General features: G+C 66.8%; 21 protein-coding genes. 7 read left to right on the forward strand and 14 right to left on the reverse strand.

Annotation, left to right across the window (positions count from 1 at the left end; all coding sequences use genetic code 11):
* The first annotated feature begins 35 nt into the window (after positions 1-35).
* The 3 genes from dtd (at position 36) to SB764_RS18295 (ending at position 2,740) form a co-directional block, all read left to right on the forward strand.
* On the forward strand, positions 36-518 hold the full coding sequence (dtd, locus tag SB764_RS18285; protein ID WP_065065126.1) for a D-aminoacyl-tRNA deacylase: 483 nt from the start codon (positions 36-38) through the stop codon (positions 516-518).
* 35 nt (positions 519-553) lie between these two features.
* Positions 554-1,225: a histidine phosphatase family protein gene (locus tag SB764_RS18290; RefSeq protein ID WP_065065125.1), complete on the forward strand. Its 672-nt coding sequence runs from the start codon at positions 554-556 to the stop codon at positions 1,223-1,225.
* A gap of 369 nt (positions 1,226-1,594) precedes the next feature.
* On the forward strand, positions 1,595-2,740 hold the full coding sequence (locus tag SB764_RS18295) for a branched-chain amino acid ABC transporter substrate-binding protein (RefSeq protein WP_074981545.1): 1,146 nt from the start codon (positions 1,595-1,597) through the stop codon (positions 2,738-2,740).
* Positions 2,741-2,865: 125 nt separating this feature from the next.
* Here SB764_RS18295 and SB764_RS18300 read toward each other — a convergent pair whose 3' ends face one another.
* The 9 genes from SB764_RS18300 to SB764_RS18340 form a co-directional block, all read right to left on the reverse strand.
* The gene (locus tag SB764_RS18300) at positions 2,866-3,816 is read right to left on the reverse strand and encodes an oxygenase MpaB family protein (RefSeq protein ID WP_410864264.1); all 951 of its coding nucleotides are present in this window, start codon (positions 3,814-3,816) and stop codon (positions 2,866-2,868) included.
* A gap of 28 nt (positions 3,817-3,844) precedes the next feature.
* Positions 3,845-4,933, reverse strand: a complete 1,089-nt coding sequence (gene ruvB, locus SB764_RS18305; RefSeq protein WP_065065122.1) for a Holliday junction branch migration DNA helicase RuvB — start codon at positions 4,931-4,933, stop codon at positions 3,845-3,847.
* Between the two features lie 188 nt (positions 4,934-5,121).
* Positions 5,122-5,703, reverse strand: a complete 582-nt coding sequence (gene ruvA, locus SB764_RS18310) for a Holliday junction branch migration protein RuvA (protein ID WP_410864266.1) — start codon at positions 5,701-5,703, stop codon at positions 5,122-5,124.
* Between the two features lie 126 nt (positions 5,704-5,829).
* Complete coding sequence (gene ruvC, locus SB764_RS18315) at positions 5,830-6,372, reverse strand: crossover junction endodeoxyribonuclease RuvC (RefSeq protein ID WP_065065120.1); 543 nt, start codon at positions 6,370-6,372, stop codon at positions 5,830-5,832.
* A 185-nt stretch (positions 6,373-6,557) separates the two neighbouring features.
* On the reverse strand, positions 6,558-8,123 hold the full coding sequence (gene purH / locus SB764_RS18320) for a bifunctional phosphoribosylaminoimidazolecarboxamide formyltransferase/IMP cyclohydrolase (RefSeq protein ID WP_065065119.1): 1,566 nt from the start codon (positions 8,121-8,123) through the stop codon (positions 6,558-6,560).
* A gap of 64 nt (positions 8,124-8,187) precedes the next feature.
* Entirely contained in the window at positions 8,188-8,421 is a 234-nt protein-coding gene (locus SB764_RS18325; protein ID WP_065065118.1) for a Fis family transcriptional regulator, read from the reverse strand.
* Positions 8,418-9,518 carry a tRNA dihydrouridine synthase DusB gene (gene dusB, locus SB764_RS18330; protein ID WP_065065180.1) on the reverse strand — a complete coding sequence of 367 codons (1,101 nt, stop codon included), beginning with the start codon at positions 9,516-9,518 and terminating at the stop codon, positions 8,418-8,420. Before dusB ends, SB764_RS18325 begins: the two co-directional genes overlap by 4 nt.
* Before the next feature lie 248 nt (positions 9,519-9,766).
* Positions 9,767-11,080: a UbiH/UbiF/VisC/COQ6 family ubiquinone biosynthesis hydroxylase gene (locus SB764_RS18335; RefSeq protein ID WP_410864269.1), complete on the reverse strand. Its 1,314-nt coding sequence runs from the start codon at positions 11,078-11,080 to the stop codon at positions 9,767-9,769.
* Positions 11,081-11,106: 26 nt separating this feature from the next.
* A complete protein-coding gene (locus SB764_RS18340; RefSeq protein WP_156773908.1) occupies positions 11,107-12,558 on the reverse strand; it encodes an aminopeptidase P N-terminal domain-containing protein in 1,452 nt (483 codons plus the stop codon).
* Between the two features lie 191 nt (positions 12,559-12,749).
* On the opposite strand from SB764_RS18340, the gene SB764_RS18345 reads away from it, so the two are divergent.
* Positions 12,750-13,361 carry a glutathione S-transferase gene (locus SB764_RS18345; protein WP_065065116.1) on the forward strand — a complete coding sequence of 204 codons (612 nt, stop codon included), beginning with the start codon at positions 12,750-12,752 and terminating at the stop codon, positions 13,359-13,361.
* 137 nt (positions 13,362-13,498) lie between these two features.
* On the opposite strand, the gene SB764_RS18350 is transcribed toward SB764_RS18345, so the two are convergent.
* The 3 genes from SB764_RS18350 to SB764_RS18360 form a co-directional block, all read right to left on the reverse strand.
* Complete coding sequence (locus SB764_RS18350) at positions 13,499-15,106, reverse strand: FMN-binding glutamate synthase family protein (protein ID WP_065065115.1); 1,608 nt, start codon at positions 15,104-15,106, stop codon at positions 13,499-13,501.
* Between the two features lie 274 nt (positions 15,107-15,380).
* Positions 15,381-16,607, reverse strand: coding sequence for a tRNA 2-thiouridine(34) synthase MnmA (gene mnmA / locus SB764_RS18355; protein WP_074981552.1), 1,227 nt, complete (start codon positions 16,605-16,607; stop codon positions 15,381-15,383).
* A 33-nt stretch (positions 16,608-16,640) separates the two neighbouring features.
* On the reverse strand, positions 16,641-17,165 hold the full coding sequence (locus SB764_RS18360) for an NUDIX hydrolase (RefSeq protein WP_176080375.1): 525 nt from the start codon (positions 17,163-17,165) through the stop codon (positions 16,641-16,643).
* Between the two features lie 350 nt (positions 17,166-17,515).
* Here SB764_RS18360 and SB764_RS18365 point away from each other — a divergent pair, with 350 nt between their 5' ends.
* Genes SB764_RS18365 through SB764_RS18375 form a run of 3 tightly spaced genes read left to right on the forward strand, consistent with a single transcriptional unit; the run spans position 17,516 to position 20,461 of the window.
* Positions 17,516-18,667: a Re/Si-specific NAD(P)(+) transhydrogenase subunit alpha gene (locus SB764_RS18365; RefSeq protein WP_074981556.1), complete on the forward strand. Its 1,152-nt coding sequence runs from the start codon at positions 17,516-17,518 to the stop codon at positions 18,665-18,667.
* A gap of 13 nt (positions 18,668-18,680) precedes the next feature.
* Entirely contained in the window at positions 18,681-19,007 is a 327-nt protein-coding gene (locus SB764_RS18370) for an NAD(P) transhydrogenase subunit alpha (protein ID WP_065065111.1), read from the forward strand.
* Positions 19,007-20,461: an NAD(P)(+) transhydrogenase (Re/Si-specific) subunit beta gene (locus SB764_RS18375; protein WP_065065110.1), complete on the forward strand. Its 1,455-nt coding sequence runs from the start codon at positions 19,007-19,009 to the stop codon at positions 20,459-20,461. Before SB764_RS18370 ends, SB764_RS18375 begins: the two co-directional genes overlap by 1 nt.
* Before the next feature lie 117 nt (positions 20,462-20,578).
* Here the strand turns inward: SB764_RS18375 and SB764_RS18380 are convergent, their stop codons facing one another.
* Both SB764_RS18380 and SB764_RS18385 read right to left on the reverse strand, forming a co-directional pair.
* A complete protein-coding gene (locus tag SB764_RS18380; protein WP_110325446.1) occupies positions 20,579-21,265 on the reverse strand; it encodes a helix-turn-helix transcriptional regulator in 687 nt (228 codons plus the stop codon).
* 219 nt (positions 21,266-21,484) lie between these two features.
* Entirely contained in the window at positions 21,485-21,877 is a 393-nt protein-coding gene (locus SB764_RS18385; protein WP_065065108.1) for a VOC family protein, read from the reverse strand.
* Positions 21,878-22,107: the final 230 nt, after the last annotated feature.

Raw genomic sequence — 22,107 nt, forward strand, 5'->3', positions numbered from 1 at the left:
TTGAACGGCGCGCGCGCGTCGAAGGCGCGCGCACGATGATCGCGCTGATTCAACGCGTGCGCCGCGCGCAGGTGGATGTCGAAGGACGCGTGACCGGTGCGATCGGCCAGGGGCTGCTCGCGCTCGTCTGCGCGGAGCGCGGCGACACCGAGGCGAACGCCGACAAACTGCTCGCGAAGCTGCTGGGCTACCGCGTGTTCAGCGACGCGGCGGGCAAGATGAATCTGCCGGTGCAGAACATCGACGGCAACGGGGCGGCGGGCGGACTGCTGCTGGTGTCGCAGTTCACACTCGCCGCCGACACGAACAGCGGCCTGCGCCCGAGCTTCACGCCGGCCGCGCCGCCCGACGAGGGCCGCCGTCTGTTCGACTATTTCGTCGCTGCGGCGCGCGCGAAGCATCCCGTCGTGGAAACCGGCGAATTCGGCGCCGACATGCAGGTGTCGCTCGTCAACGACGGTCCCGTGACGTTCTGGCTTCAGGTGCGCAACGACGCATCCGCTGGCGCACGCAACTAACCGCGGTTTCCGTTCCGCTCTTTCATCGCCGACTCATGACCACGCAGATTCTTTTCATCCGTCACGGTGAAACCGCCTGGAACCGCATCAAGCGCATCCAGGGCCATATCGACATTCCGCTCGCCGAGAGCGGCGTCGAGCAGGCACAGCGGCTCGCTGCGAAGATCGCGCAGGCCGCGCATGCGGGGACGCGACTCGATGCGGTATGGTCCAGCGACCTGATGCGCGCGCAACAAACGGCGCAGCCGATTGCCGACGCGCTCGGCTTGCCGCTGCAACTGACCGAAGGCGTGCGCGAGCGCAACTACGGCGCGTTCCAGGGCCACGACAGCAACGAGATCGCCGAGCGTTTTCCCGATGAATACGCGCACTGGCAAACGCGCGATCCCGGTTTCGAGCCGCCCGAGGGCGAGTCGCAGCGCACGTTTTATCACCGCGTTCTGCACGCGCTGGAACCGATCCTCGCAAAACATTCGGGAGGCCGCATCGCGGTCGTCGCGCATGGCGGCGTGCTCGATTGCATCTACCGTTTCGCCAACGGCGTCGAACTGGCCGCGCCGCGCGCGTGGCCGTTGCTGAACACGAGCGTCAATGTCGTCGATTTCACGCGCGACGGCAGTGTGACGCAGGCGAGCGTCGTCAACTGGGGCGATGTCTCGCATCTGCCCACGGCCAGCGACGACGACGGCCTCAAGCGCGCGACCTGAGCGTGCGCGTGCGTGCGTCACTTGAGCGCTGGATAAGCGTCATCTGAGCGCCAACTGAGCGCATCCCACCGCCTCGGGCCATCCGGCCCGGGCATCCCCTCCGCATTGCCGTCAAATCGGCTTACCCGTCACTTACGACGCCTTTCCAAAGGCCAACCGCGATGCGGGGGCGCCTGATACCATTCATCCGACCTTTGTGCTTTGCCGCATCGGTGGGGCCTCGCCGCGATTTCCCGTGTTCCGGGCGATGGCCGCGGGCGCCGGCCGCGCGTTGAAGAGGCGTGCGCGCGCACCACGGGCAGGCGGTGCCGACGAAGCCGAGGTTGCATACGAAAGGCAGTTTCCAGAACAAATCGCAGGAGATTTTCAATGACGTTCAAGCTTCACACGCTGTTGCCGGTCAGCGCCGCCGTGCTCGCGTTCGGCGCGATGTGCGCGAATGCATCCGCGGATCAGGTGGTCAAGATCGGTCACGTCGGCCCGCTCACGGGCGGCTCGGCCCACCTCGGCAAAGACAACGAAAACGGCGCGCGTCTCGCGATCGAAGAGATCAACGCCAAGGGTCTGACGATCGGCGGCCAGAAGATCACGCTCGCGCTCGACGGTCAGGACGACGGTGCCGACCCGCGCCAGGCCACCCAGGTCGCGCAGAAGCTCGTCGACGACAAGGTCGTCGCCGTGATCGGCCATCTGAATTCGGGCGCATCGATTCCCGCCTCGAAGATCTATAGCGACGCCGGCATCGTGCAGATCTCGCCGTCGTCGACGAATCCGTCCTATACGCAGCAGGGCTTCAAGACCACGTACCGCGTGGTCGCCACCGACGCGCAGCAAGGTCCGGCGCTCGCCGACTACGCGCTCAAGAGCCTGAACGTGAAGAGCGTTGCCGTGGTCGACGACTCGACCGCCTACGGCCAGGGCCTCGCGAACGAGTTCGAAAAGACCGCGAAATCGCTCGGCATGAAGGTCGTTTCGCACGACGCGACCAACGACAAGGCCGTCGATTTCCGCGCGATTCTCACCAAGATCAAGGGCGAGAATCCGGACGCGATCATGTACGGCGGCATGGATTCCACCGGCGGTCCGTTCGCCAAGCAGGCGCGCCAGCTCGGCCTGCGCGCGAAGGTGCTGGCGGGCGACGGCGTCTGCACGGAAAGCCTCGCGCAGCTCGCGGGCGCGGCGGCGGACAACATCGTCTGCTCGCAGGCCGGCATGGCGCTCGAGCGCATGGACGGCGGCGCGGCGTTCTCGGCGAAGTATCAGAAGCGCTTCGGCCATCCGGTCGAATACGATGCGCCGTTCACCTATGACGCGGTGTATATCGTCGTCGATGCGATGAAGCGCGCGAACTCGACCGACCACGCGAAGATCCTCGCGGAAATCCCGAGCACGAACTACAAGGGCGTGATTGGCGAGACCGCGTTCGATTCGAAGGGCGATTTGAAGCACGGCGTGATCTCGCTCTACAACTACAAGGCGGGCAAGAAGACGCTGCTCGACGTGGTGAAGATGTAAGTGCGCGCGCCGCGTCACGTTGTGTTGCGCTGATTCACGCCGGGTTACGCGGCAAGCGTGATGCGGCGCCGGTGCGAAAGCGATGCAAGGCGGCCAGTCTGCGCGAGCGGGCTGGCCGTTTTCTTTTACGTGGACGATGCCGGCGGGGCGGCCGCGCGTCGGCGCGCACGTTTCGAGACGCCGTTGACGAGCGCCCAGCGCAGCACCGGCGCCACGGCGCGCATGCCGGGCTGCACGACGGCGCGGCGCGCCAGGGCGAAGCGCTCGAAGCCCAGCAGCCGCAGCGCGAACGGCGGCAGCAGGTCGATGCCCGCTTGACGCATCAGCGCGCCGGCCGGCCGCATCGCGGGGCGCGGCGTGGGCGCGTCCATCAGCACGCGCACGACTTCGCTCGTGCGCTCGCTCGCAACCAGTTCGGCTTGCATCGCTTCGAGGTAGGCGGCGATTTCCGCGCGCGACGTGGGCACCTCGGTCGCGCCCAGCAACTGCGCGATGCGCGCGACTTCGGCGTAGTACTGATCCTGCTGCGCGCCCGGCAGCGCGGGATTCACATAGCGCAGATACGCCGCGAGAAAACTCGACACCTCGGCCACATGCACCCACGTGAGCAGCGCGGGGTCGCTGGCGCGATACGGGCGTCCGTCGGGCGCGAAACCGGTCACGCTTTCGTGGATGGTTTTGACGCGTGCGATCAGCGCGAGCGCGTCGGCGCGGCTGCCGTAGGTCGTGCCCGCGATGAAGGTCGCGGTGCGGCGCAGGCGGCCGAGGATATCGGTGCGAAAGGTGGAGTGGTCCCAGACGCCCGCGAGCGCGAGAGGATGAAGCGCCTGCAACAGCAGCGCGCTGATGCCGCCCGCCATCATGCCCGCGAAGTCGGCGTGCACTTTCCAGCAGATGGCGTCGGGGCCGAACAGGCCGGGATCGCCCGGCGGATTCGAATAATCGAGCTTCGGACCGCTGCCCGTGGTGAGATGCGTGACGCTCTCGGCGAGCGCCATGCGCAGGCGATGCGAGAGCTGGCCGACGAAGCCGCTCGGCTCGGGAGCGTCGTGGCGGCGGCCGGCGTGCTCGGACATCGTGGACTCGCTCGCGGGACGGCGCGCCTTACGACGCGTCCGGCTCCCAGTCGGTGCCGCGCGCGTCGCGGGCGTCGTCGGGCACCGTCAGGCCGAAGTGGCGATAGGTGAGCTGCGTGGCCACGCGTCCGCGCGGCGTGCGCTGCAAAAAGCCCTGCTGGATCAGATACGGCTCAAGCACGTCCTCGATCGTGTCGCGCTCCTCGCCGATCGCGGCGGCGAGGTTGTCCACGCCCACCGGGCCGCCGTCGAACTTGTAGAGAATCGCTTCGAGCAGCTTGCGGTCCATCAGGTCGAAGCCCACGGGATCGACGTCGAGCATGCGCAGCGCGGCGTCGGCGACCTGCGCGGTGATCGAGCCGTCGGCCTTCACTTCGGCGTAGTCGCGCACGCGACGCAGCAGGCGGTTGGCGATACGCGGCGTGCCGCGCGAGCGGCGTGCGATTTCGAGCGCGCCGTCGGGATGAATCTGCGCGCCGAGCAGCGCGGCCGAGCGCTGCACGATGCGCGAGAGTTCGCCCGCGTTGTAGAACTCGAGCCGCGAGACGATGCCGAAGCGGTCGCGCAGCGGGTTCGTGAGCATGCCCGCGCGCGTGGTCGCGCCGACGAGCGTGAACGGCTGGAGATCGAGCTTCACGCTGCGCGCGGCCGGACCTTCGCCGATCATGATGTCGATCTGATAGTCCTCGAGCGCCGGATACAGGATTTCCTCGACGACCGGCGAGAGCCGGTGAATTTCGTCGATGAACAGCACGTCGTGCGCTTCGAGATTGGTGAGCAGTGCGGCGAGGTCGCCCGCGCGTTCGAGCACCGGTCCCGACGTCTGCCGCAGATTGACCCCCATTTCGCGCGCGATGATGTGCGCGAGCGTGGTCTTGCCCAGACCGGGCGGCCCGAACAGCAGCACGTGGTCGAGCGGCTCGGAGCGGCGCTTGGCGGCTTCGATGAAGATTTCGAGCTGGCCGCGCACCTTTTCCTGGCCGACGTATTCCTCGAGCTGACGCGGGCGCAGCGCGCGCTCGAACGCCTCTTCGCCGGACGAGGCGGGCGAGGCGGAAATCACGCGCTCGGGCGCGGCGCTGACGCGGTTGGCGGCGAGTTTGTCGGTTTCGATCATGCAGCGATTGTACCGCGCGACCTGGGCGCGGGCAGGGCGCTTTCAGGCCGCGCGTCGCGTTGTGCGCGCGGCGAGCGAGGCGATGTTCCGCTTCGAAATTTCTTCGCAACTAACAGCCGACGCTAGATCGCGTGCGGCGCTTCACGCAGCGTGCGACGTCCTGCGCCCCACGCGAGCGCGGCGGACGCTCAACCCTTCGACAGCGCCTTGAGCGCGAGCTTGATGCCTTCGGACACGCCCGTGCCGGCCGGCACGTTCTTGACGGCCGCGACGCCTTCCTTTTCGGAATAGCCGAGCGCGAGCAGCGCGTTGAGGATGTCGCCGGCGTGATCGGACGGCGACGCCGCAGCGGCCATCGCGCCCAGGTCGGCGCCGAGCTTGCCCTTGAGTTCGAGCAGCAGACGTTCGGCCGTTTTCTTGCCGATGCCGGGCACGCGCGTGAGGCGCGCGGAGTCCTGCATGGAGACCGCCTGCGCGAGGTCGTTGACGCTCATGCCCGAGAGCACCGCGAGCGCCATGCGCGCGCCGATGCCGCTGATCTTGAGCAATTCGCGAAACGTGGCGCGTTCTTCGATCGTGCCGAAGCCGTAGAGCAGATGCGCGTCTTCGCGCACGATCATCTGCGTGAGCAGCACGACTTTTTCGCCATTGCTGGGCAGGTTGTAGAACGTGCTCATCGGCACGTCGACTTCGTAGCCGACGCCGTTGCAGTCGATGAGCAGGTGCGGCGGGTTCTTTTCCAGCAGTACGCCGGCAATGCGACCGATCATGGCGGATTCAGTGATGAGGGAAAGCGCAGAGTGTAGCGGAGCGCGGCGCGCGCGCGGTCAACGTTAGCCGTCCGGCCAGGATTTTGCGGCGCGATCAGCCGGTCAGCCAATCAACCAATCAACCAATCAACCAATCAATCGCCCGCGCCGCACGCGCACGCCTTTTTTCGCGAGCGCGGGCGCAATGCCGCCGAGCGTCGCGAGCGTGTCGCCGCCGTGAGCGTGGCAGATCGCCATGCCGAGCGCGTCGGCGGCGTCGGTGCCCGGCGTGCCGGCGAGGTTCAGCAGGCGCACGACCATCTGCTGCATCTGCTCCTTGGTCGCGCGGCCGTAGCCGACCACGGCCTGCTTGAGCTGCAGCGCGGTGTATTCGGCCACCGGCACGCCGCCGGAAACCAGCCCGCAGATGGCCGCGCCGCGCGCCTGGCCGAGCAGCAGCGTCGACTGCGGATTGACGTTGACGAAGACCTTTTCGATCGCGGCCTGATCGGGCGCGTGCTGGCGGATCAGCGTCGATACGCCTTCGAAGATCGTGCCCAGGCGCGTCGGCAGATCGGCATCGGCGGTGCGGATGACGCCGCTCGCGACGTAGGAAAGCGTGTGGCCGTGACGTTCGATCACGCCGAAGCCCGTGACGCGCAAGCCGGGGTCGATGCCGAGAATTCTCATGAAATGCGGGAAAAACGAGTGTGTTTCGGATGGTACAACGAATGCCGGCGATGCCGCGAGCCATGCGCGGCGCGGCGTGGCCTCATGCACGTGCGGCGCGCCGCAAAGAAAAAGCCCGCTGGACGCGTGGTCCAGCGGGCTTTCGCCTGTTAAGGCGTGCCGATCAGCTGCGGATCAGCGATGAATCAATGACGGAAGTGGCGGATGCCCGTCATGACCATGGCGATGTTGTGCTCGTCGGCGGCGGCGATCACTTCGTCGTCGCGCATCGAGCCGCCCGGCTGGATCACGCAGGTCGCACCCGCGTTGACCACCACGTCGAGGCCGTCACGGAACGGGAAGAACGCGTCCGACGCCACAGCCGAACCCGCGAGCTTCAGGCCCGCGTTTTCCGCCTTGATGCTGGCGATGCGCGCCGAGTCCACGCGGCTCATCTGGCCCGCGCCCACGCCCATCGTCATGCCGTTCGCGCAGAACACGATGGCGTTCGACTTCACGAACTTCGCGACGCGCCAGGCGAACAGCAGATCGTCCATTTCCTTCGGCGTCGGGTGACGCTTCGTCACGACGCGCAGTTCGTGCGGCTGCACGTTCTTCGAATCGAGCGACTGCACCAGCAGGCCGCCGCCCACGCGCTTCAGATCGAACGCGTTATGGCCTTCGCCCAGCGCGATTTCGAGCAGACGCACGTTCTGCTTCGCCGCGAACACGGCCTTGGCCGCGTCCGAGAACGACGGCGCGATCAGCACTTCGACGAACTGCTTCGACACGGCTTGCGCCGCGGCTTCGTCCACTTCGCGGTTGAAAGCGATGATGCCGCCGAACGCCGAGGTAGGATCGGTCTGGAACGCCTTCGAATACGATTCGAGCGCGTCCGTGCCCACCGCCACGCCGCACGGATTCGCATGCTTGACGATCACGCAGGCCGGCACGTCGAAGGTCTTGACGCATTCCCACGCCGCGTCGGAGTCGGCGATGTTGTTGTACGAGAGTTCCTTGCCCTGGAGCTGCTTGTAGTTCGCGAGCGCGCCGGCGGGCGAGGCCAGATCGCGGTAGAACGCGGCGCTCTGGTGCGGGTTCTCGCCGTAACGCAGGTCCTGGACCTTGTCGAACGCGAGGTTCAGCGTGGCCGGGTAGGCGTTGCGCGACTTGTGCTCCAGCGCTTCGGTCAGGCTCGTCAGATAGTTCGTGATCGCGCCGTCGTACTGCGCCGTGTGCGCGAACACCTTGGTCGCGAGGCGGAAGTTCGTGGCGTAGCCGACGTTGTTGCCGTTCGCGCGCATCTCTTCGAGCACCGTGGCGTAGTCGGTCGGGTCGACCACCACCGTGACGTCGCGATGGTTCTTCGCCGCCGAGCGCAGCATGGTCGGGCCGCCGATGTCGATGTTCTCGATCGCGTCTTCCAGCGAGCACTCTTCCTTCGAGATCGTCTGGACGAACGGGTAGAGGTTCACGACCAGCAGGTCGATCGTCGGGATGTCGTGCTTTTCGAGCGCGGCCATGTGTTCCGGCAGGTCGCGGCGCGCGAGGATGCCGCCGTGGACCTTCGGATGCAGCGTCTTCACGCGCCCATCGAGCATTTCCGGAAAGCCGGTGTAGTCGGCGACTTCGGTCACGGGCAGGCCCGCGTCCGCGAGCAGTTTCGCGGTGCCGCCGGTCGAAAGGATCTTGACGCCGAGGTCCGACAGCGATTTCGCGAAGTCGACGATGCCTGACTTGTCGGAAACGGAGATGAGCGCTTGCTTGATCATGATGGGGGAGAGTTGCCGGGAGATCGAGGGGTGAGCGCCGGAAGCGGCAGGCGGGCGACGGCCGTTACAGCAGGCCGTGCTGCTGGAGCTTCTTGCGCAGCGTATTGCGGTTGATGCCGAGGTACTCGGCGGCCAGCGACTGGTTGCCGCCGGCCTGCTCGAGCACCACCTCGAGCATCGGTTTTTCGACGCACGCCATCACCATTTCATAGACGTCGTGCGGATTGGAGCCGTCGAGGTCCTGGAAATACATGCCCAGACTCTCGCGGACGGATTGTTCGATGTTGTGCTTGCTCATGCTGCCAGTCGATCGGTTGGTTCGCGCCCGCCGTTTTGCTCGCCTTCCGCGCCGCTTTCTTCGTCGACATAGACGAGACGGTCGGATACGGCCTTCTGCTCGTCGAAGAACTGGTTGACGGCGGCGAGCTGTTCGCGCGTGGTGTCCAGCGTATTCATGCGGTGCCGGAAGGTATTGGCGCCGCAAAGGCCGCGAGTGTACCAGCCGATATGCTTGCGCGCAGTACGCACGCCCGTAAACTCGCCATAAAACGCGTAGTGGTCCTCCAGATGCTCATTCATGATGGTCTGGATTTCGTCCACGCGCGGCGACGGCAGCAACTCGCCGGTGACGAGGAAATGCTCGATTTCGCGGAACAGCCACGGACGCCCCTGCGCCGCGCGGCCAATCATGATCGCGTCGGCGCCGGTGACGGCGAGCACGTGCTGCGCCTTCTGCGGCGTGCGGATGTCGCCGTTGGCGACGACCGGAATGCGCGCGGCGGCCTTCACGGCGGCAATCGTTTCGTACTCCGCGTCGCCGTGATAGAGGTCGGCGCGCGTGCGGCCGTGCACGGTGAGCATGGCGATGCCGCTTTCCTCGGCGATGCGCGCGATGGTCAGCGCGTTGCGGTTGTCGCGGTCCCAGCCGGTGCGGATCTTGAGCGTGACGGGCACGGCGTCCGGCCCCACGCCCACGGCGTCCACCACGGCCTTGACGATGCGTGCGACGAGCGGCTCGTTTTGCAGCAGCGCGGAACCGGCGGCCACGTTACAGACCTTTTTTGCCGGGCAGCCCATGTTGATGTCGATGATCTGCGCGCCGTTTGCGACGTTATACCGCGCCGCTTCGGCCATCATCTGCGGGTCGGCGCCCGCGATCTGCACGGAAATGGGTTCCACTTCGCCCGCGTGATTGGCGCGGCGCATGGTCTTTTCGCTCTTCCAGAGCTGCGCGTTCGACGCGACCATTTCCGACACGGCGTAACCCGCGCCGAGACGCTTGCACAACTGGCGGAACGGCCGGTCGGTGACGCCCGCCATCGGGGCGACGAACAGGTTGTTACGCAGGCTGTGACGGCCGATGGTAAGGCCGAGGGGGGACCCGGATGTGGACATGACGCGCGAAAAATGCAGCGGCGCGCCCGGTTGGCTCCGACAGAGGTCGAAGCAGGCGGCGCGGCGGCTCAAAAGGGGAAACGTCTATTTTAGCGTTAACAAGATGCGGGGGCTCGGGTCGCGGACCCTGGTGTGGCGGGGCGTTGATGGAATCGAGGCTGCGCGGGCCGGGCGGGGACGCCCCGGCGCGCTGCTTTTAAATACGATTCGACCCTGAGCGCAATTTCAACCGCGGACGCTGTGCCGCCTCAACTGCGCTGCCCGAACATCATCTGCCGCGCGAGCGCCGCCTTTACGGGCGGCACGAATTCGAGCGCAGTCAGTGCGAGGCCGCGCAGCGTCGCGAGCGGCGGGAAATCGATGGTGAACAGACGCGCGAGCGTGTCGGTGGCGCCGATCGTCAGGCGGCGGTCGAGGGCGCGGCGGCCCGCGAAATCGGCGAGCGCGAGCGGCGTGGCGCCGTGTTGCGCGAGCGCGTCGGCGAGCGCGTGGGCGTCGCGCAGACCGAGATTGAGACCTTGTCCCGCGACCGGATGCAGGGTTTGCGCCGCGTTGCCGACCGCCGCGATGCGGCTTTGGCCCGACACCAGCGTGTCGAGCGCCGTGAGGCCGAGCGGAAACGATGCGCGTCCGTGGATCTGCGTGAAGCGGCCCATGCGTGCGCCGAACGCCGCGCCGAGTTCGGCGAGGAAATCGGTGTCGGAAAGGGCCGCGCGGCGTTCGGCTTCGTCCGGCGCGCTGCACCAGACGAGCGCGTAATCGGCGCCGCGCACGCCGCCCATCGGCAGCAGCGCGATCGGGCCTTCCTCGGTGAAGCGTTCCCACGCCACGTGCGGCTGCGGCGCCGAGACCGTCACCACGCCGACGAGCGCCGTCTGGCCGTAATCGCGCGTGCGCTTTTGCGCCGGCGATTCGGGCGCGGAGTCGGCTTCATCGATATCGATATCAACATCGGCTTCAGCGCGCGATTCCTCAGAAGCTTCCTGCTTCTTTTTCCGTTCCGATTGCGCGCGATACAGCCCGCCTTCCGCGTTCACGAGAATGCGCGCACGCAGCGAGCGCACGACGCCCGCGCTTTCCACGGGCAGCGTCACGCCGTCGTGATCGACGGTGGGTTCGTGCGCCTGCGTGTGATGCAGCCAGTGCACGCGCGTGCCGGGCAGCGCCGCCTTGAGCGCGTGCGCGAGCGACTGCACGATCGCACCGTAGCGCGCGACGTAACCGAGCGCGGGCAACGCGTAATCGTGACGGTCGATCAGCGTGCGGCCGAAGTGACCGCGCTGCGAGACGTGGATGCGCTCGATGGGCGTCGCGTCCTGCGGCCACGCGAGCGCTTGCAGCAGCGTGCGGCTGCCTTGCGAGACGGCGATCGCGCGCGGGTCGCCCGCGCAGTCTTCGGGTTCGCGTGCGTCGATCAGCGCGACCGACAGTTGCGCCGTCGCGCTGCGTCCGGCCAGCCAGCCCGCGAGCGCGAGCCCCACCGGCCCCGCGCCGACGATCAGCACGTCGTAGTCGTAGGGCGCGCGGTCGGCGTGCGTCGAAGGGTCGGTCGCTGCGTTCATAGTGGTTCTGTCGGTTCTCGTCGTGCTCACGCGCCGCGGCGCGCGTCCTGCATCAGGGCTTCGATTTCGTCGGCATGGACGGGCACGCCGCGCGTGATCAGCTCGCAGCCGGTTTCGGTGACGATCGCGTCGTCCTCGATACGGATGCCGATGTCCCAATAGCGCTCGGGCACGTCTTCGGCCGCGCGCACGTAAAGGCCCGGCTCGATCGTCAGCGTCATGCCGGCGCGCAGCGTGCGCCACGGCGGCGGGGCGTCGGCTTGCGCGCCGGGTTGCACGCCGCGCTCGCGATAATCGCCGACGTCGTGCACATCCATGCCGAGCCAGTGTCCCGTGCGATGCATGTAGAAGCGCGCGTAGGCGCGTTCGGCGATCACGTCGTCGACCGAGGCGAAGCGGGTTTTGTCGATGATGCCGGTGTCCAGCAGCCCTTGCGCGAGCACGCGCACGGCGGCGTCGTGCGGCGCCTCGAAGTTCACGCCCGCGCGCGTGGCGTCGATGGCGGCCTGCTGCGCGGCCAGCACGATGTCGTACAGCTCGCGCTGCGCGCTCGTGAAGCGTCCGCTCGCGGGAAACGTGCGCGTGATGTCGGCAGCATAGCCGTTCAGCTCGCACGCGGCGTCGATCAGGATCAGGTCGCCGTCGCGCGCCACGGCGTTGCCCGCCGGATAGTGCAGCACGCAGGCGTTCGCGCCCGCGGCGACGATCGAGCCGTAGGCGGGCGACTGCGCGCCGTGCTTGCGGAACGTGTAGAGCAGTTCGGCTTCGATCTCGTACTCGTGCATGCCGGGGCGGCAGGCCTGCATCGCGCGCACATGCGCGAGCGCGGAAATGTGGCCGGCGCGGCGCATGGTGTCGAGTTCGTGCGCGTCCTTGATGAGCCGCATGTCGTCGAGCAGCGGAATCAGGTCGTACGCGGCGGCGGGCGCGCTCGTGCCGCCGCGCGCCTGCGCCCGCACGGCGTCGATCCAGCGCTTCACCTGGGCGTCGAAACGCTCCGACGCCGCGAGCGCGTAATGCAGCGCGGGCCGGTTCGCGATCAGACGCGGGATCTGCGCGTCGAGGTCGTCGAATGGCAGCGCGGCGTCGAAGCCGAACGCCTCGCGCGCGCCGTCGGGCCCGAAGCGGAAGCCTTCCCACGTTTCGCGCTCGACGTTCTTCGCGCGGCAAAAGAGGACCGACGACGGCTGGTTCTCGCCCGCGTTCGCGTCGAGCACGAGCAGCGCCTCCGGCTCCGTGAAGCCGGTCAGGTAGTAGAAATAGCTGTCGTGCCGGTAGGGATAATCGGCGTCGCGGTTGCGCAGCACTTCGGGCGCGGTCGGCACCAGCGCCACGCCGCCGCCCTGGGCGCGCAGCGCGGCGAGTACGCGTTCGCGGCGCGCGCGGTAAAGCTCTGCGCCGCCGTCGGGGCCGCGCGGCGCATCGGCAGCGGCGCGCGAAGCGGCCGAGGCGCTTTCCGTGAGGGTCGTGTCCATCATGCGATTGTAGCGTGCGATCGCAGCGTCTGATTGTCGGGTCCGACAGGTGTCCCGATGCTGCGGCGCGGGGCGTCCAGGCTGTCGTCTTCCTGACGCATCTGTCGGCAAAATCCTGCGTGACCGAAGTCAACCCGTCAGAATTTGGCGAATCCAACGTATACTTCGGCCGGATTACAGAAAAGGCAGGTGCGATGAAACTTATCGGTTCGCTCGGCAGCCCGTATGTCCGCAAGGCGCGGATCATGCTCGCTGAAAAGAAAATCGACTACAAGCTGGTGCTTGAGAACGTGTGGGGCGAGGAAACCGCCATCCACGATTTCAACCCGCTGGGCAAGGTGCCGTGTCTCGTGATGGAGGACGGCGAGGCGGTGTTCGATTCGCGCGTGATCTGCGAATACGTGGACATGCGCTCGCCGGTCGGCAAGCTGATTCCGCAGAACGGGCGTGAGCGCGTCGAAGTGCGGTGCTGGGAAGCGCTCGCCGACGGCATGCTCGACGCCGCCGTCCTGATCCGCTCGGAATACACGCAGCGCACGCCCGAGCAGCGCAGCGAAGCGTGGATCGAGCGTCAGCAGCGCAAGATTCAGGAAGGTCTGAAGGCGATGGCCAAGGGTCTCGACGCCAACGCGTGGTGCGCGGGCAACCGCTACACGCTCGCGGATATCGCCGTGGGCTGCGCGCTCGGCTATCTCGACTTCCGCCAGCCGGAACTCGACTGGCGCGAGCCGTATCCGAATCTCGCGAAGCACTTCGAGAAGCTGATGCAGCGCGCGTCGTTCGCGGACACCGTGCCGCAAGGCTGAGGTCCGCCGCCCGCGAGGCTCGGTCTCGCGGACATAAAAAAAGCGCGCAGATTCGCTCTGCGCGCTTTTTTTTGCCATGCGTGCGCTACGCCGATGACGTTGCGCATGCATCGATCGCTGCGTCAATGACTCCGTCGTCAGACGATCTTTTCCACTTCCGGCGCGAACGAATCGCTGCGCGCGACCGGCCACCACTTCTCGTACAACTGATAGCGATAGCGGCCTTCGAGCAGATCGCCGGGCTTCAGATACTTGAGCAGCTCCGACATCAGCTTGACTTCATACGACGACACGCGCCGCACGATGTGATGCGCGCGCAGATCGGCGGGGCTGGCGAGACCGGCGGCCTGGATCAGTTCCTGCAGCGCGTGCAGCGTGTTGCGATGGAAGTTGTAGACGCGCTCGCCCTTGTCGGGCACGTTGAGCGCGCGCTGGCGCACCGGGTCCTGCGTGGCGACGCCGGTCGGGCAGCGGTCCGAGTGGCACTTCTGCGCCTGGATGCAGCCGACCGCGAACATGAAGCCGCGCGCCGAGTTGACCCAGTCCGCGCCGATTGCGAGCGTGCGCGCCACGTCGAACGCGGTGATGATCTTGCCGCTCGCGCCGATCTTGATCTTGTCGCGCAGGCCGATGCCGACGAGCGTGTTGTGCACCAGCAGCAGCCCTTCCTGGAGCGGCGTGCCGATGTGATCGGTGAACTCGATCGGCGCCGCGCCCGTGCCGCCTTCCGCGCCGTCCACGACGATGAAGTCGGGCAGGATGCCGGTTTCGAGCATGGCCTTGGCGATGCCGAAGAATTCCCACGGATGGCCGATGCAGAGCTTGAAGCCGGTCGGCTTGCCGCCCGAGAGCTTGCGCAGGCGCTCGACGAATTCGAGCAGGCCGCGCGGCGTGGAGAACTCCGAATGGCGCGACGGCGACACGCAGTCCTGCCCCATCGGAATACCGCGCGTTTCGGCGATTTCGGGCGTGACCTTCGCGGCCAGCAGCATGCCGCCGTGGCCCGGCTTCGCGCCTTGCGAAAGCTTCACCTCTATCATCTTCACTTGCGGCTCGTGCGCGAGGCGCTGGAATTTTTCGGCGCTGAAGGTGCCGTCGTCGTTGCGGCAGCCGAAGTAGCCCGAGGCGATTTCCCAGATGATGTCGCCGCCGTGTTCGCGGTGATACTTCGAGAGCGAGCCTTCGCCCGTGTCGTGCGCGAAGCCGCCTTTTTTCGCGCCGAGGTTGAGCGCGCGGATCGCATTCGCGGAAAGCGCGCCGAAGCTCATCGCCGAGACGTTGAAGAGCGACATCGAGTACGGCTGTTCGCGGGTCGCGCCGACCAGTATGCGGAAGTCGCTGCTGTCGAGTTTCGTCGGCGCGAGCGAGTGGCTGATCCACTCGTGGCCGACGGCCTTCACGTCGAGTTCGGTGCCGTACGGGCGGCTGTCGACGACGTTCTTCGAGCGCTGATAAACCACGCTGCGCTGCACGAGCGAGAACGGTTTTTCGTCGGTGTCGTCTTCGACGAAATACTGGCGGATCTCGGGCCGCACGAATTCGAACAGGAAGCGCAGGTGGCCCCAGAGCGGGTAATTGCGCAGGATCGCGTGGCGCTGCTGGGTCATGTCCCAGAGGCCGAGCGCGACGATCAGCGCGGGCACTGCGGCACACAGCCACGACAGGTGATGGAGCGCCGCTGCGATCACGCAGGCTGCGAGCAGCAGCACCGCGCACCACATGGCGAGGTAACGTCGGGAAAACATTCGGGGACTCCTCGATCTCTTGTGTCGTCGCGCCAGCCGGTCGGGCGGCGCGCGTTCGCCGCGCCCGGGTAACGGCGGCGGCGTGCCCGAATGATGCCGCAAGTTCGTGAAACTAGCCGGGAGGCGGGCAAATTTGCCGCATTGACAAATGCGCGAGGAAAGCTGCGCGCAAGATTTGCGCAGCGATTCGCCAAGCGAGGGAGGAGGAGGGAGCGCGCGGCGCAGGGTGCGCCGCGCGTGTCGAGCCTGAGCCTGAAATTGAGCTTGAGTCTGCTCAGGCCTGGCCGGCCGTCGCGGCGCCGGTTTTCGCACCGGCGGCAAATTGTGCCGGTTTCTTGCGCGGCGAGCGCTTCTTCTTCGGCGCGACCGGTGGCAGCACGGCGGGCACGTGCGGTTCGAGCGTCGTGACCGCTTCGATGATGCCGCCGCCGAGGCACACCTCGCCGTCATAGAGCACGGCGGACTGGCCGGGCGTCACGGCCCATTGCGCGTCCGGGAAATGCAGCGAGAACTGGCCGTCGCCGAACTCAGCCGCATTCGCGAACGAGCAGGGCGCATCGGCCTGGCGATAGCGCGTCTTCGCGCCGCACGCGTGGCCGTCGGCCGGCGGCTCGCCCGCGACCCAGCTCACGTTGCCCGCGCGCAGATCGTGCGCGAGCAGCCACGGGTGATCGTGGCCCTGCACGACATAAAGCGTGTTCGACGCGATGTCCTTGCCCGCCACGAACCACGGATCGCCGCTGCCGTCCTTGCTGCCGCCGAGGCCAATGCCCTTGCGCTGCCCGAAGGTGTAGAACGCGAGGCCGATATGCTCGCCGACCGTCTTGCCGTCGGGCGTCATCATCGGGCCCGGTTTGGTCGGCAGATAGCGGTTCAGGAAGTCGCGGAAGGGCCGCTCGCCGATGAAGCAGATGCCGGTCGAATCCTTCTTCTTCGCGTTCGGCAGGCCGATCTGCTCGGCGATCTCGCGCACCTTCGTCTTGGGAATCTCGCCGAGCGGGAACATCGTCTTCGAGAGCTGCGCCTGGTTCAGACGATGCAGGAAGTACGACTGATCCTTGGTGTGATCGAGCGCCTTGAGCAGTTCGAAGCGGCCGTTGCTTTCGTTCTGGCGCACGCGCGCGTAATGGCCGGTCGCGATGGTTTCCGCGCCCAGCGTCATCGCGTGGTCGAGGAAGGCCTTGAACTTGATCTCGGCGTTGCAGAGCACGTCGGGGTTCGGCGTGCGGCCCGCGGAATACTCGCGCAGGAACTCCGCGAACACGCGGTCCTTGTACTCGGCGGCGAAGTTCACCGCTTCGACGTCGATGCCGATCAGGTCGGCGACCGACACCACGTCGATCCAGTCCTGACGCGTCGAGCAGTACTCGCCGTCGTCGTCGTCTTCCCAGTTCTTCATGAACAGACCGACGACGTCGTAACCCTGCTCCTTGAGCAGCCATGCGGTCACCGACGAATCCACGCCGCCCGACATGCCTACCACCACTCTACGTTTGCTCATCTTCTGCTGCCTTGTTGCGCCGGATCGCGGCGCTTAGCCTTTGGGTGCCACTTTGGGTCCCACTGTGCCTGCCGTGCCGCTCGCCTTCGGCCCGACCGCGTGCGTCTGCACGAAATCGAGCGGCGCGCGCTTGCCCGCGAGGTAATCGTCGACGCATTGCATCACGAGCGGCGTGCGATGGCGCTCGCTCGCGGCGCGCAGCTCGTCGACGCTCATCCACAACGTGCGGACGATGTCCGGATCGAGCGCGCGATCTTCCGGCTCGGCCGCGACGCTGCCGCAGTACGTGAAGCGCAGATAGGTCGTGCCGGACTCGCCCGGCTTGCCGAAGTGCGTCATGTACATGCCGACGAGCGCCTCGGGCGCGAATGCGTAGGCGGTTTCCTCGAGCGTTTCGCGTACGACGGCTTCGTGCAGCGTCTCGCCGGCCTCCAGATGGCCGGCGGGCTGGTTCAGGCGCAGGCCGTTCGCCGTGTGCTCCTCGACGAGCAGAAAACGCCCGTCGCGCTCGACGACGGCGGCCACGGTGACGTGGGGTGCCCAGGTTTCATCGTTCATGGGCCGCTATTTTACCGGGACGCGCCAAACGCTGCCCGGGGCCGGATCGTCGGCGCGACGCGCGGACGGCGATGCCTGGGATGCCTTGCCAATCTGCCGGGCGGCTCGCCAGGCGCGCCGCCAACCGTCCGGTCGGACGACATGCCGCGTTGTAGGCGATGCGAAAAAAGGGGATAAATCCCGCTTCAAAGGCCGCGCCCCTTTCGGTTAAAGTGGTGCGTCGTTTGCCGTTGCCTTGCCCGTTTGAGAATGTCGAGAACGTTGCAATAAGAGCCGGCGCGCCTCGTCGGCCTTACTCCGCTCGATTCGAGCCAGATCAGAAAGAGAAGCAGGCCGAGGAGGAAACAACGATGCATATCGGAGTGCCCGCAGAAACCCGGGCGAACGAAAGCCGTGTGGCCGCGACGCCCGAGACCGTCAAGAAATACGTCGCGCAGGGCCATACGGTCACCATCCAGGCAGGCGCCGGTGTCGGCGCGAGCTTTCCGGACGAAACCTATACGGCCGTCGGCGCGCAGATCGCCGACGCGGCTGCCGCATTCGGCGCCGATCTCGTGCTCAAGGTCCAGTCGCCGAGCGTCAGCGAACTGGCCTTCATGAAGCGCGGCGCGGTGCTGGCCGGCATGCTCGATCCCTTTAATGCGGACAATGCGCAACGGCTCGCCGATGCGGGCCTGACCGCGTTCGCGCTCGAAGCCGCGCCGCGCACCACGCGCGCGCAAAGCCTCGACGTGCTGTCGTCGCAGGCCAATATCGCCGGCTACAAGGCGGTGCTGGTGGCGTCGAACCTGTATCCGCGCTTCATGCCCATGCTGATGACCGCCGCCGGCACCGTGAAGGCCGCGCGCGTGCTGATCCTCGGCGCGGGCGTGGCGGGCCTGCAGGCGATCGCCACGGCGCGGCGGCTGGGCGCGGTGATCGAGGCGTCGGACGTGCGTCCGGCGGTGAAGGAGCAGATCGAATCGCTCGGCGCGAAATTCCTCGACGTGCCCTACGAAACCGACGAGGAGCGCGACGCTGCGCAAGGCGTGGGCGGCTACGCGCGGCCCATGCCGCCGTCGTGGCTCGCGCGCCAGGCGGCGCTGGTGCACGAGCGCGCGCGTCAGGCCGACATCGTCATTTCGACCGCGCTGATTCCGGGCCGCGACGCGCCCACGCTGCTGCCGTCGGAAACCGTGCAGGCGATGAAGCCGGGTTCGGTCGTGATCGACCTCGCGGCCGGCCGCGGACCGATCGCCGACGCGGCCGCCGGGCGGCGCGGCGGCAATTGCCCGCTGACCGTCGCGGACCAGGTGGTGACGGCGCACGGCGTGCAGATCTGCGGCTACACGAATCTCGCGTCGATGGTGGCCGCCGACGCCTCGGCGCTCTACGCGCGCAATCTGCTCGACTTCCTCAAGCTGATCGTCACGAAGGAAGGCACGCTCAACATCGACCTCGCGGACGACATCGTCGCGGCCACGCTGCTGGCTCGCGACGGCGCCGTCACGCGCAAGGCATGACGAGGAGACCGAGATGGAACTCATCAACCATACCGTCATCAATCTGATCATCTTCGTGCTGGCCGTGTACGTGGGCTATCACGTGGTCTGGAACGTCACGCCCGCGCTGCACACGCCGCTCATGGCCGTGACCAATGCGATCTCCGCGATCGTGATCGTGGGCGCGATGCTCGCCACCGGCCTGACCGTGGGCTTCGCGGGCAAGTTCTTCGGCACGCTGGCCGTGCTGCTCGCGGCCGTGAACGTGTTCGGCGGCTTTCTGGTCACGCGGCGCATGCTGGAGATGTTCCGCAAGAAAGAGCCGAAGAAGCTCCCGGCGGCCGGCAAGGAGGGCGCGTGATGAGCATGAACGTCGTTACGCTGCTTTATCTGGTGGCGTCGGTTTGCTTCATTCAGGCGCTCAAGGGGCTGTCGAATCCGCGCAGCGCGCGCGCCGGCAATCTGTTCGGCATGGTCGGCATGGCCATCGCGATCCTCACGACGATTGCGCTGATCGTCAAGGAATCCGCGCAATTCGGCTCGAATCTCGGGCTGGGCCTCGGGCTGCTGTTCGCGGCGCTGATCGTCGGCGGCGGGCTGGGCGCGTTCGTGGCCGCGCGCGTCGAAATGACGAAGATGCCCGAACTCGTCGCGGCCATGCACTCGCTGATCGGTCTCGCGGCGGTGTGCATCGCGTATGCGGTGGTGTCGGAGCCGGCGGCCTTCGGACTCGTCGCGGAAGACGCGCCGTATCCGGGCTTCCTTCCGTACGGCAACCGCATCGAACTGTTTATCGGCACCTTCGTGGGCGCGATTACGTTCAGCGGCTCGGTGATCGCCTTCGGCAAGCTCTCGGGCAAGTACAAGTTCCGGCTGTTTCAGGGCGCGCCCGTGGTGTATCCGGGCCAGCATCTGATCAACCTGATGCTCGCGCTCGGCATGATCGGCTTCGGCATTCTGTTCTTCGTCACGCAGTCGTGGCTGCCGTTCATCATCATGACGCTGATCGCGTTCGCGCTGGGCGTGCTCATCATCATTCCGATCGGCGGCGCGGACATGCCCGTGGTGGTCTCGATGCTCAACTCGTACTCGGGCTGGGCGGCGGCGGGCATCGGCTTCTCGTTGAACAACGCGATGCTGATCATCGCCGGTTCGCTGGTGGGTTCGTCGGGCGCGATCCTCTCGTACATCATGTGCCACGCGATGAACCGCTCGTTCTTCAACGTGCTGCTCGGCGGCTTCGGCGCGGAAGCGGGCGCGGCGGCGGTGGGCGGCGCGCAGGAGCAGCGTCCGGTGAAGTCGGGTTCCGCCGACGACGCCGCGTTCATGCTCGGCAACGCCGAAAGCGTGGTGATCGTGCCGGGTTACGGCCTCGCCGTGGCGCGCGCGCAGCATGCGCTCAAGGAACTCACCGACAAGCTCGTCGAAAAAGGCGTGGACGTGCGTTACGCGATTCACCCGGTCGCGGGCCGCATGCCGGGCCATATGAACGTGCTGCTCGCCGAAGCCGAAGTGCCCTACGACATGGTGTTCGAGATGGAGGACATCAACAACGAGTTCGGCCAGACCGATGTGGTGCTGGTGCTCGGCGCAAACGACGTGGTGAATCCGGCCGCGAAGAACGATCCGAAGTCGCCGATCGCGGGCATGCCGATCATCGAGGCGTACAAGGCGCGCACGATCATCGTCAACAAGCGGTCGATGGCGGCCGGTTACGCGGGGCTCGACAACGAACTCTTCTACATGGATAAAACCATGATGGTGTTCGGCGACGCGAAGAAGGTGATCGAGGATATGGTGAAGGCAGTGGAGTAAGCGCTGCGTTCATCGGCGGCCTGGCCGGTGGACCATGCAGAAGAAAAAGCGCGCAGCGATGCGCGCTTTTTTATTGGCGCGGTGCTTCACGCACATTCATCGTGCAAGAGGCAAGCCTCAGCGCGACGGCGCATTCACGTGCCGCAGATAATCGGCGAGCCGGCGTCCACTCACGTCGGGAAACGGTTCGAGCACTTCCACGCTTTCCATGCGCTCGATGTTGAAGTTGCGAAAGCCCTCGCGCATTTCGCACCACGCGCCGACCGTCCACTGCGCGCCCCAATAGACCAGCCCGAGCGGCCAGACGCGCCGCAGCGTCTGCGCGCCGATGCGGTCGCAATACGCGAAGCGCACGACGAGCCGCGAATCGACGGCGCGGTGCAGCGCATCCACTTTCTCCGAATACGCGCGATCGACGTGATACGACGGCGCGAACACGGCGATGCGTTCGAGCACCGCGCGTTTTTCGGCGGGCATGGCGGCGGCGATCTTCGCGAGCGCGCCGCGCGCGCCCGTGCCGAGCGCCGCGCCGCCCCACGACTCGGCCATGCGCGCGCCGACGGCGAGCGCGGTGAGTTCGTCGGCGGTAAAGGTCAGCGGCGGCAGGCTGGCGGTGCGCGCGAGCCGGTAGCCGATGCCCGCTTCGCCTTCGATCGGCACGCCCGACAGTTGCAGGTCGCGCACGTCGCGATAGACGGTGCGCGGCGAGACTTCGAGCCATTCGGCAAGCTGCTGCGCCGTGGTGAGACGGCGTCCGCGCAGCAGTTCGGCGATGCGGAAAAGACGGTCGGCGCGGCGGGTCATGGCGGTCGGGCGCGGGAGCCTCGATGGGCGGGAACGGCGCGTTTTGCGGGCTGGGCCGCGGCGCGGGGCGTCTGCATAAATTGCGTTGTGCGGATTGCGTTGCGCAGATGATAGCGCCGCGCGCGCACCGCGCCTTGCCGCGTGCCGTCGCTAATGCGCTGCTGACATGCCGCCGATACGCCTCCGATACGCCGCCGCCGCGCCTCCGCCGCGCCGCGTTCAGCCCAGCTTGGCCGCGTGCAGCCCGACGCGATTGCCTTCCGTATCGATGAAAAAGCCGATGTAGCCGTAATTGTTCGGCAGTTCCAGCGCCGGGCCTTCCTTGCGGCCGCCCGCCTTTTCGACGCGATCGAGCACGGCCGTGACCGACGGCTGCGCGTTCAGATACACGAGCACGCCCTTGGTGTCGGGGCGGGCGTCGCGCGGATTGAACACGATGCAGCCGCCGGTTTCGTTGTCGGTATGCGCGAACAGGGCCATCGGCACGCCGCCCATGACTTCGCGCTGCAAGGACGTATCGAAGGCGGTTTCGTAGAACCGGGCGGCGCGCTCCAGATCGTGCGCGGGGATTTCGAACCAGGAAATGACGCGGGTGGCTTCAACGGTCGACATGATGCGCTCCTCGAATGAGCAGGTTGGACGAGATGGATGAAAACTGGCAGCAGATCACGGCACGTGGCGCGCGCCGCGCGTGCCGCGTTTTGTGCCGAGTTTCGCCGGGCGTGGTGGTGTTCGGACGGCGTGGAGAGGAGTGTGCGGCCCGCCTGCTGACAGCGTCCTGTCAGTAGGCTGCGCTCAACGTCTTTATCTTCGCGCGACGCGTTTTCGAGTTTTTCTGAGAG

This window comes from Paraburkholderia sp. SIMBA_027, from assembly GCF_046535315.1.
In the GTDB taxonomy this organism is placed as follows: Bacteria; Pseudomonadota; Gammaproteobacteria; order Burkholderiales; family Burkholderiaceae; genus Paraburkholderia; species Paraburkholderia tropica.

Bases quoted from the DNA above. Each gene is read 5' to 3' on its own strand.
- SB764_RS18360 (WP_176080375.1), bottom strand. From the start codon at position 17,165: ATGAACGATGAAACCTGGGCACCCCACGTCACCGTGGCCGCCGTCGTC.
- SB764_RS18325 (WP_065065118.1), bottom strand. From the start codon at position 8,421: ATGAGCAAGCACAACATCGAACAATCCGTCCGCGAGAGTCTGGGCATG.
- SB764_RS18350 (WP_065065115.1), bottom strand. From the start codon at position 15,106: ATGTTTTCCCGACGTTACCTCGCCATGTGGTGCGCGGTGCTGCTGCTC.
- SB764_RS18370 (WP_065065111.1), top strand. From the start codon at position 18,681: ATGGAACTCATCAACCATACCGTCATCAATCTGATCATCTTCGTGCTG.
- purH (WP_065065119.1), bottom strand. From the start codon at position 8,123: ATGATCAAGCAAGCGCTCATCTCCGTTTCCGACAAGTCAGGCATCGTC.
- SB764_RS18300 (WP_410864264.1), bottom strand. From the start codon at position 3,816: ATGTCCGAGCACGCCGGCCGCCGCCACGACGCTCCCGAGCCGAGCGGC.
- SB764_RS18295 (WP_074981545.1), top strand. From the start codon at position 1,595: ATGACGTTCAAGCTTCACACGCTGTTGCCGGTCAGCGCCGCCGTGCTC.
- dusB (WP_065065180.1), bottom strand. From the start codon at position 9,518: ATGTCCACATCCGGGTCCCCCCTCGGCCTTACCATCGGCCGTCACAGC.
- SB764_RS18345 (WP_065065116.1), top strand. From the start codon at position 12,750: ATGAAACTTATCGGTTCGCTCGGCAGCCCGTATGTCCGCAAGGCGCGG.
- ruvA (WP_410864266.1), bottom strand. From the start codon at position 5,703: ATGATCGGTCGCATTGCCGGCGTACTGCTGGAAAAGAACCCGCCGCAC.
- SB764_RS18365 (WP_074981556.1), top strand. From the start codon at position 17,516: ATGCATATCGGAGTGCCCGCAGAAACCCGGGCGAACGAAAGCCGTGTG.
- SB764_RS18385 (WP_065065108.1), bottom strand. From the start codon at position 21,877: ATGTCGACCGTTGAAGCCACCCGCGTCATTTCCTGGTTCGAAATCCCC.
- ruvB (WP_065065122.1), bottom strand. From the start codon at position 4,933: ATGATCGAAACCGACAAACTCGCCGCCAACCGCGTCAGCGCCGCGCCC.
- SB764_RS18380 (WP_110325446.1), bottom strand. From the start codon at position 21,265: ATGACCCGCCGCGCCGACCGTCTTTTCCGCATCGCCGAACTGCTGCGC.
- SB764_RS18290 (WP_065065125.1), top strand. From the start codon at position 554: ATGACCACGCAGATTCTTTTCATCCGTCACGGTGAAACCGCCTGGAAC.
- SB764_RS18375 (WP_065065110.1), top strand. From the start codon at position 19,007: ATGAGCATGAACGTCGTTACGCTGCTTTATCTGGTGGCGTCGGTTTGC.
- mnmA (WP_074981552.1), bottom strand. From the start codon at position 16,607: ATGAGCAAACGTAGAGTGGTGGTAGGCATGTCGGGCGGCGTGGATTCG.
- dtd (WP_065065126.1), top strand. From the start codon at position 36: ATGATCGCGCTGATTCAACGCGTGCGCCGCGCGCAGGTGGATGTCGAA.
- SB764_RS18335 (WP_410864269.1), bottom strand. From the start codon at position 11,080: ATGAACGCAGCGACCGACCCTTCGACGCACGCCGACCGCGCGCCCTAC.
- SB764_RS18340 (WP_156773908.1), bottom strand. From the start codon at position 12,558: ATGATGGACACGACCCTCACGGAAAGCGCCTCGGCCGCTTCGCGCGCC.
- ruvC (WP_065065120.1), bottom strand. From the start codon at position 6,372: ATGAGAATTCTCGGCATCGACCCCGGCTTGCGCGTCACGGGCTTCGGC.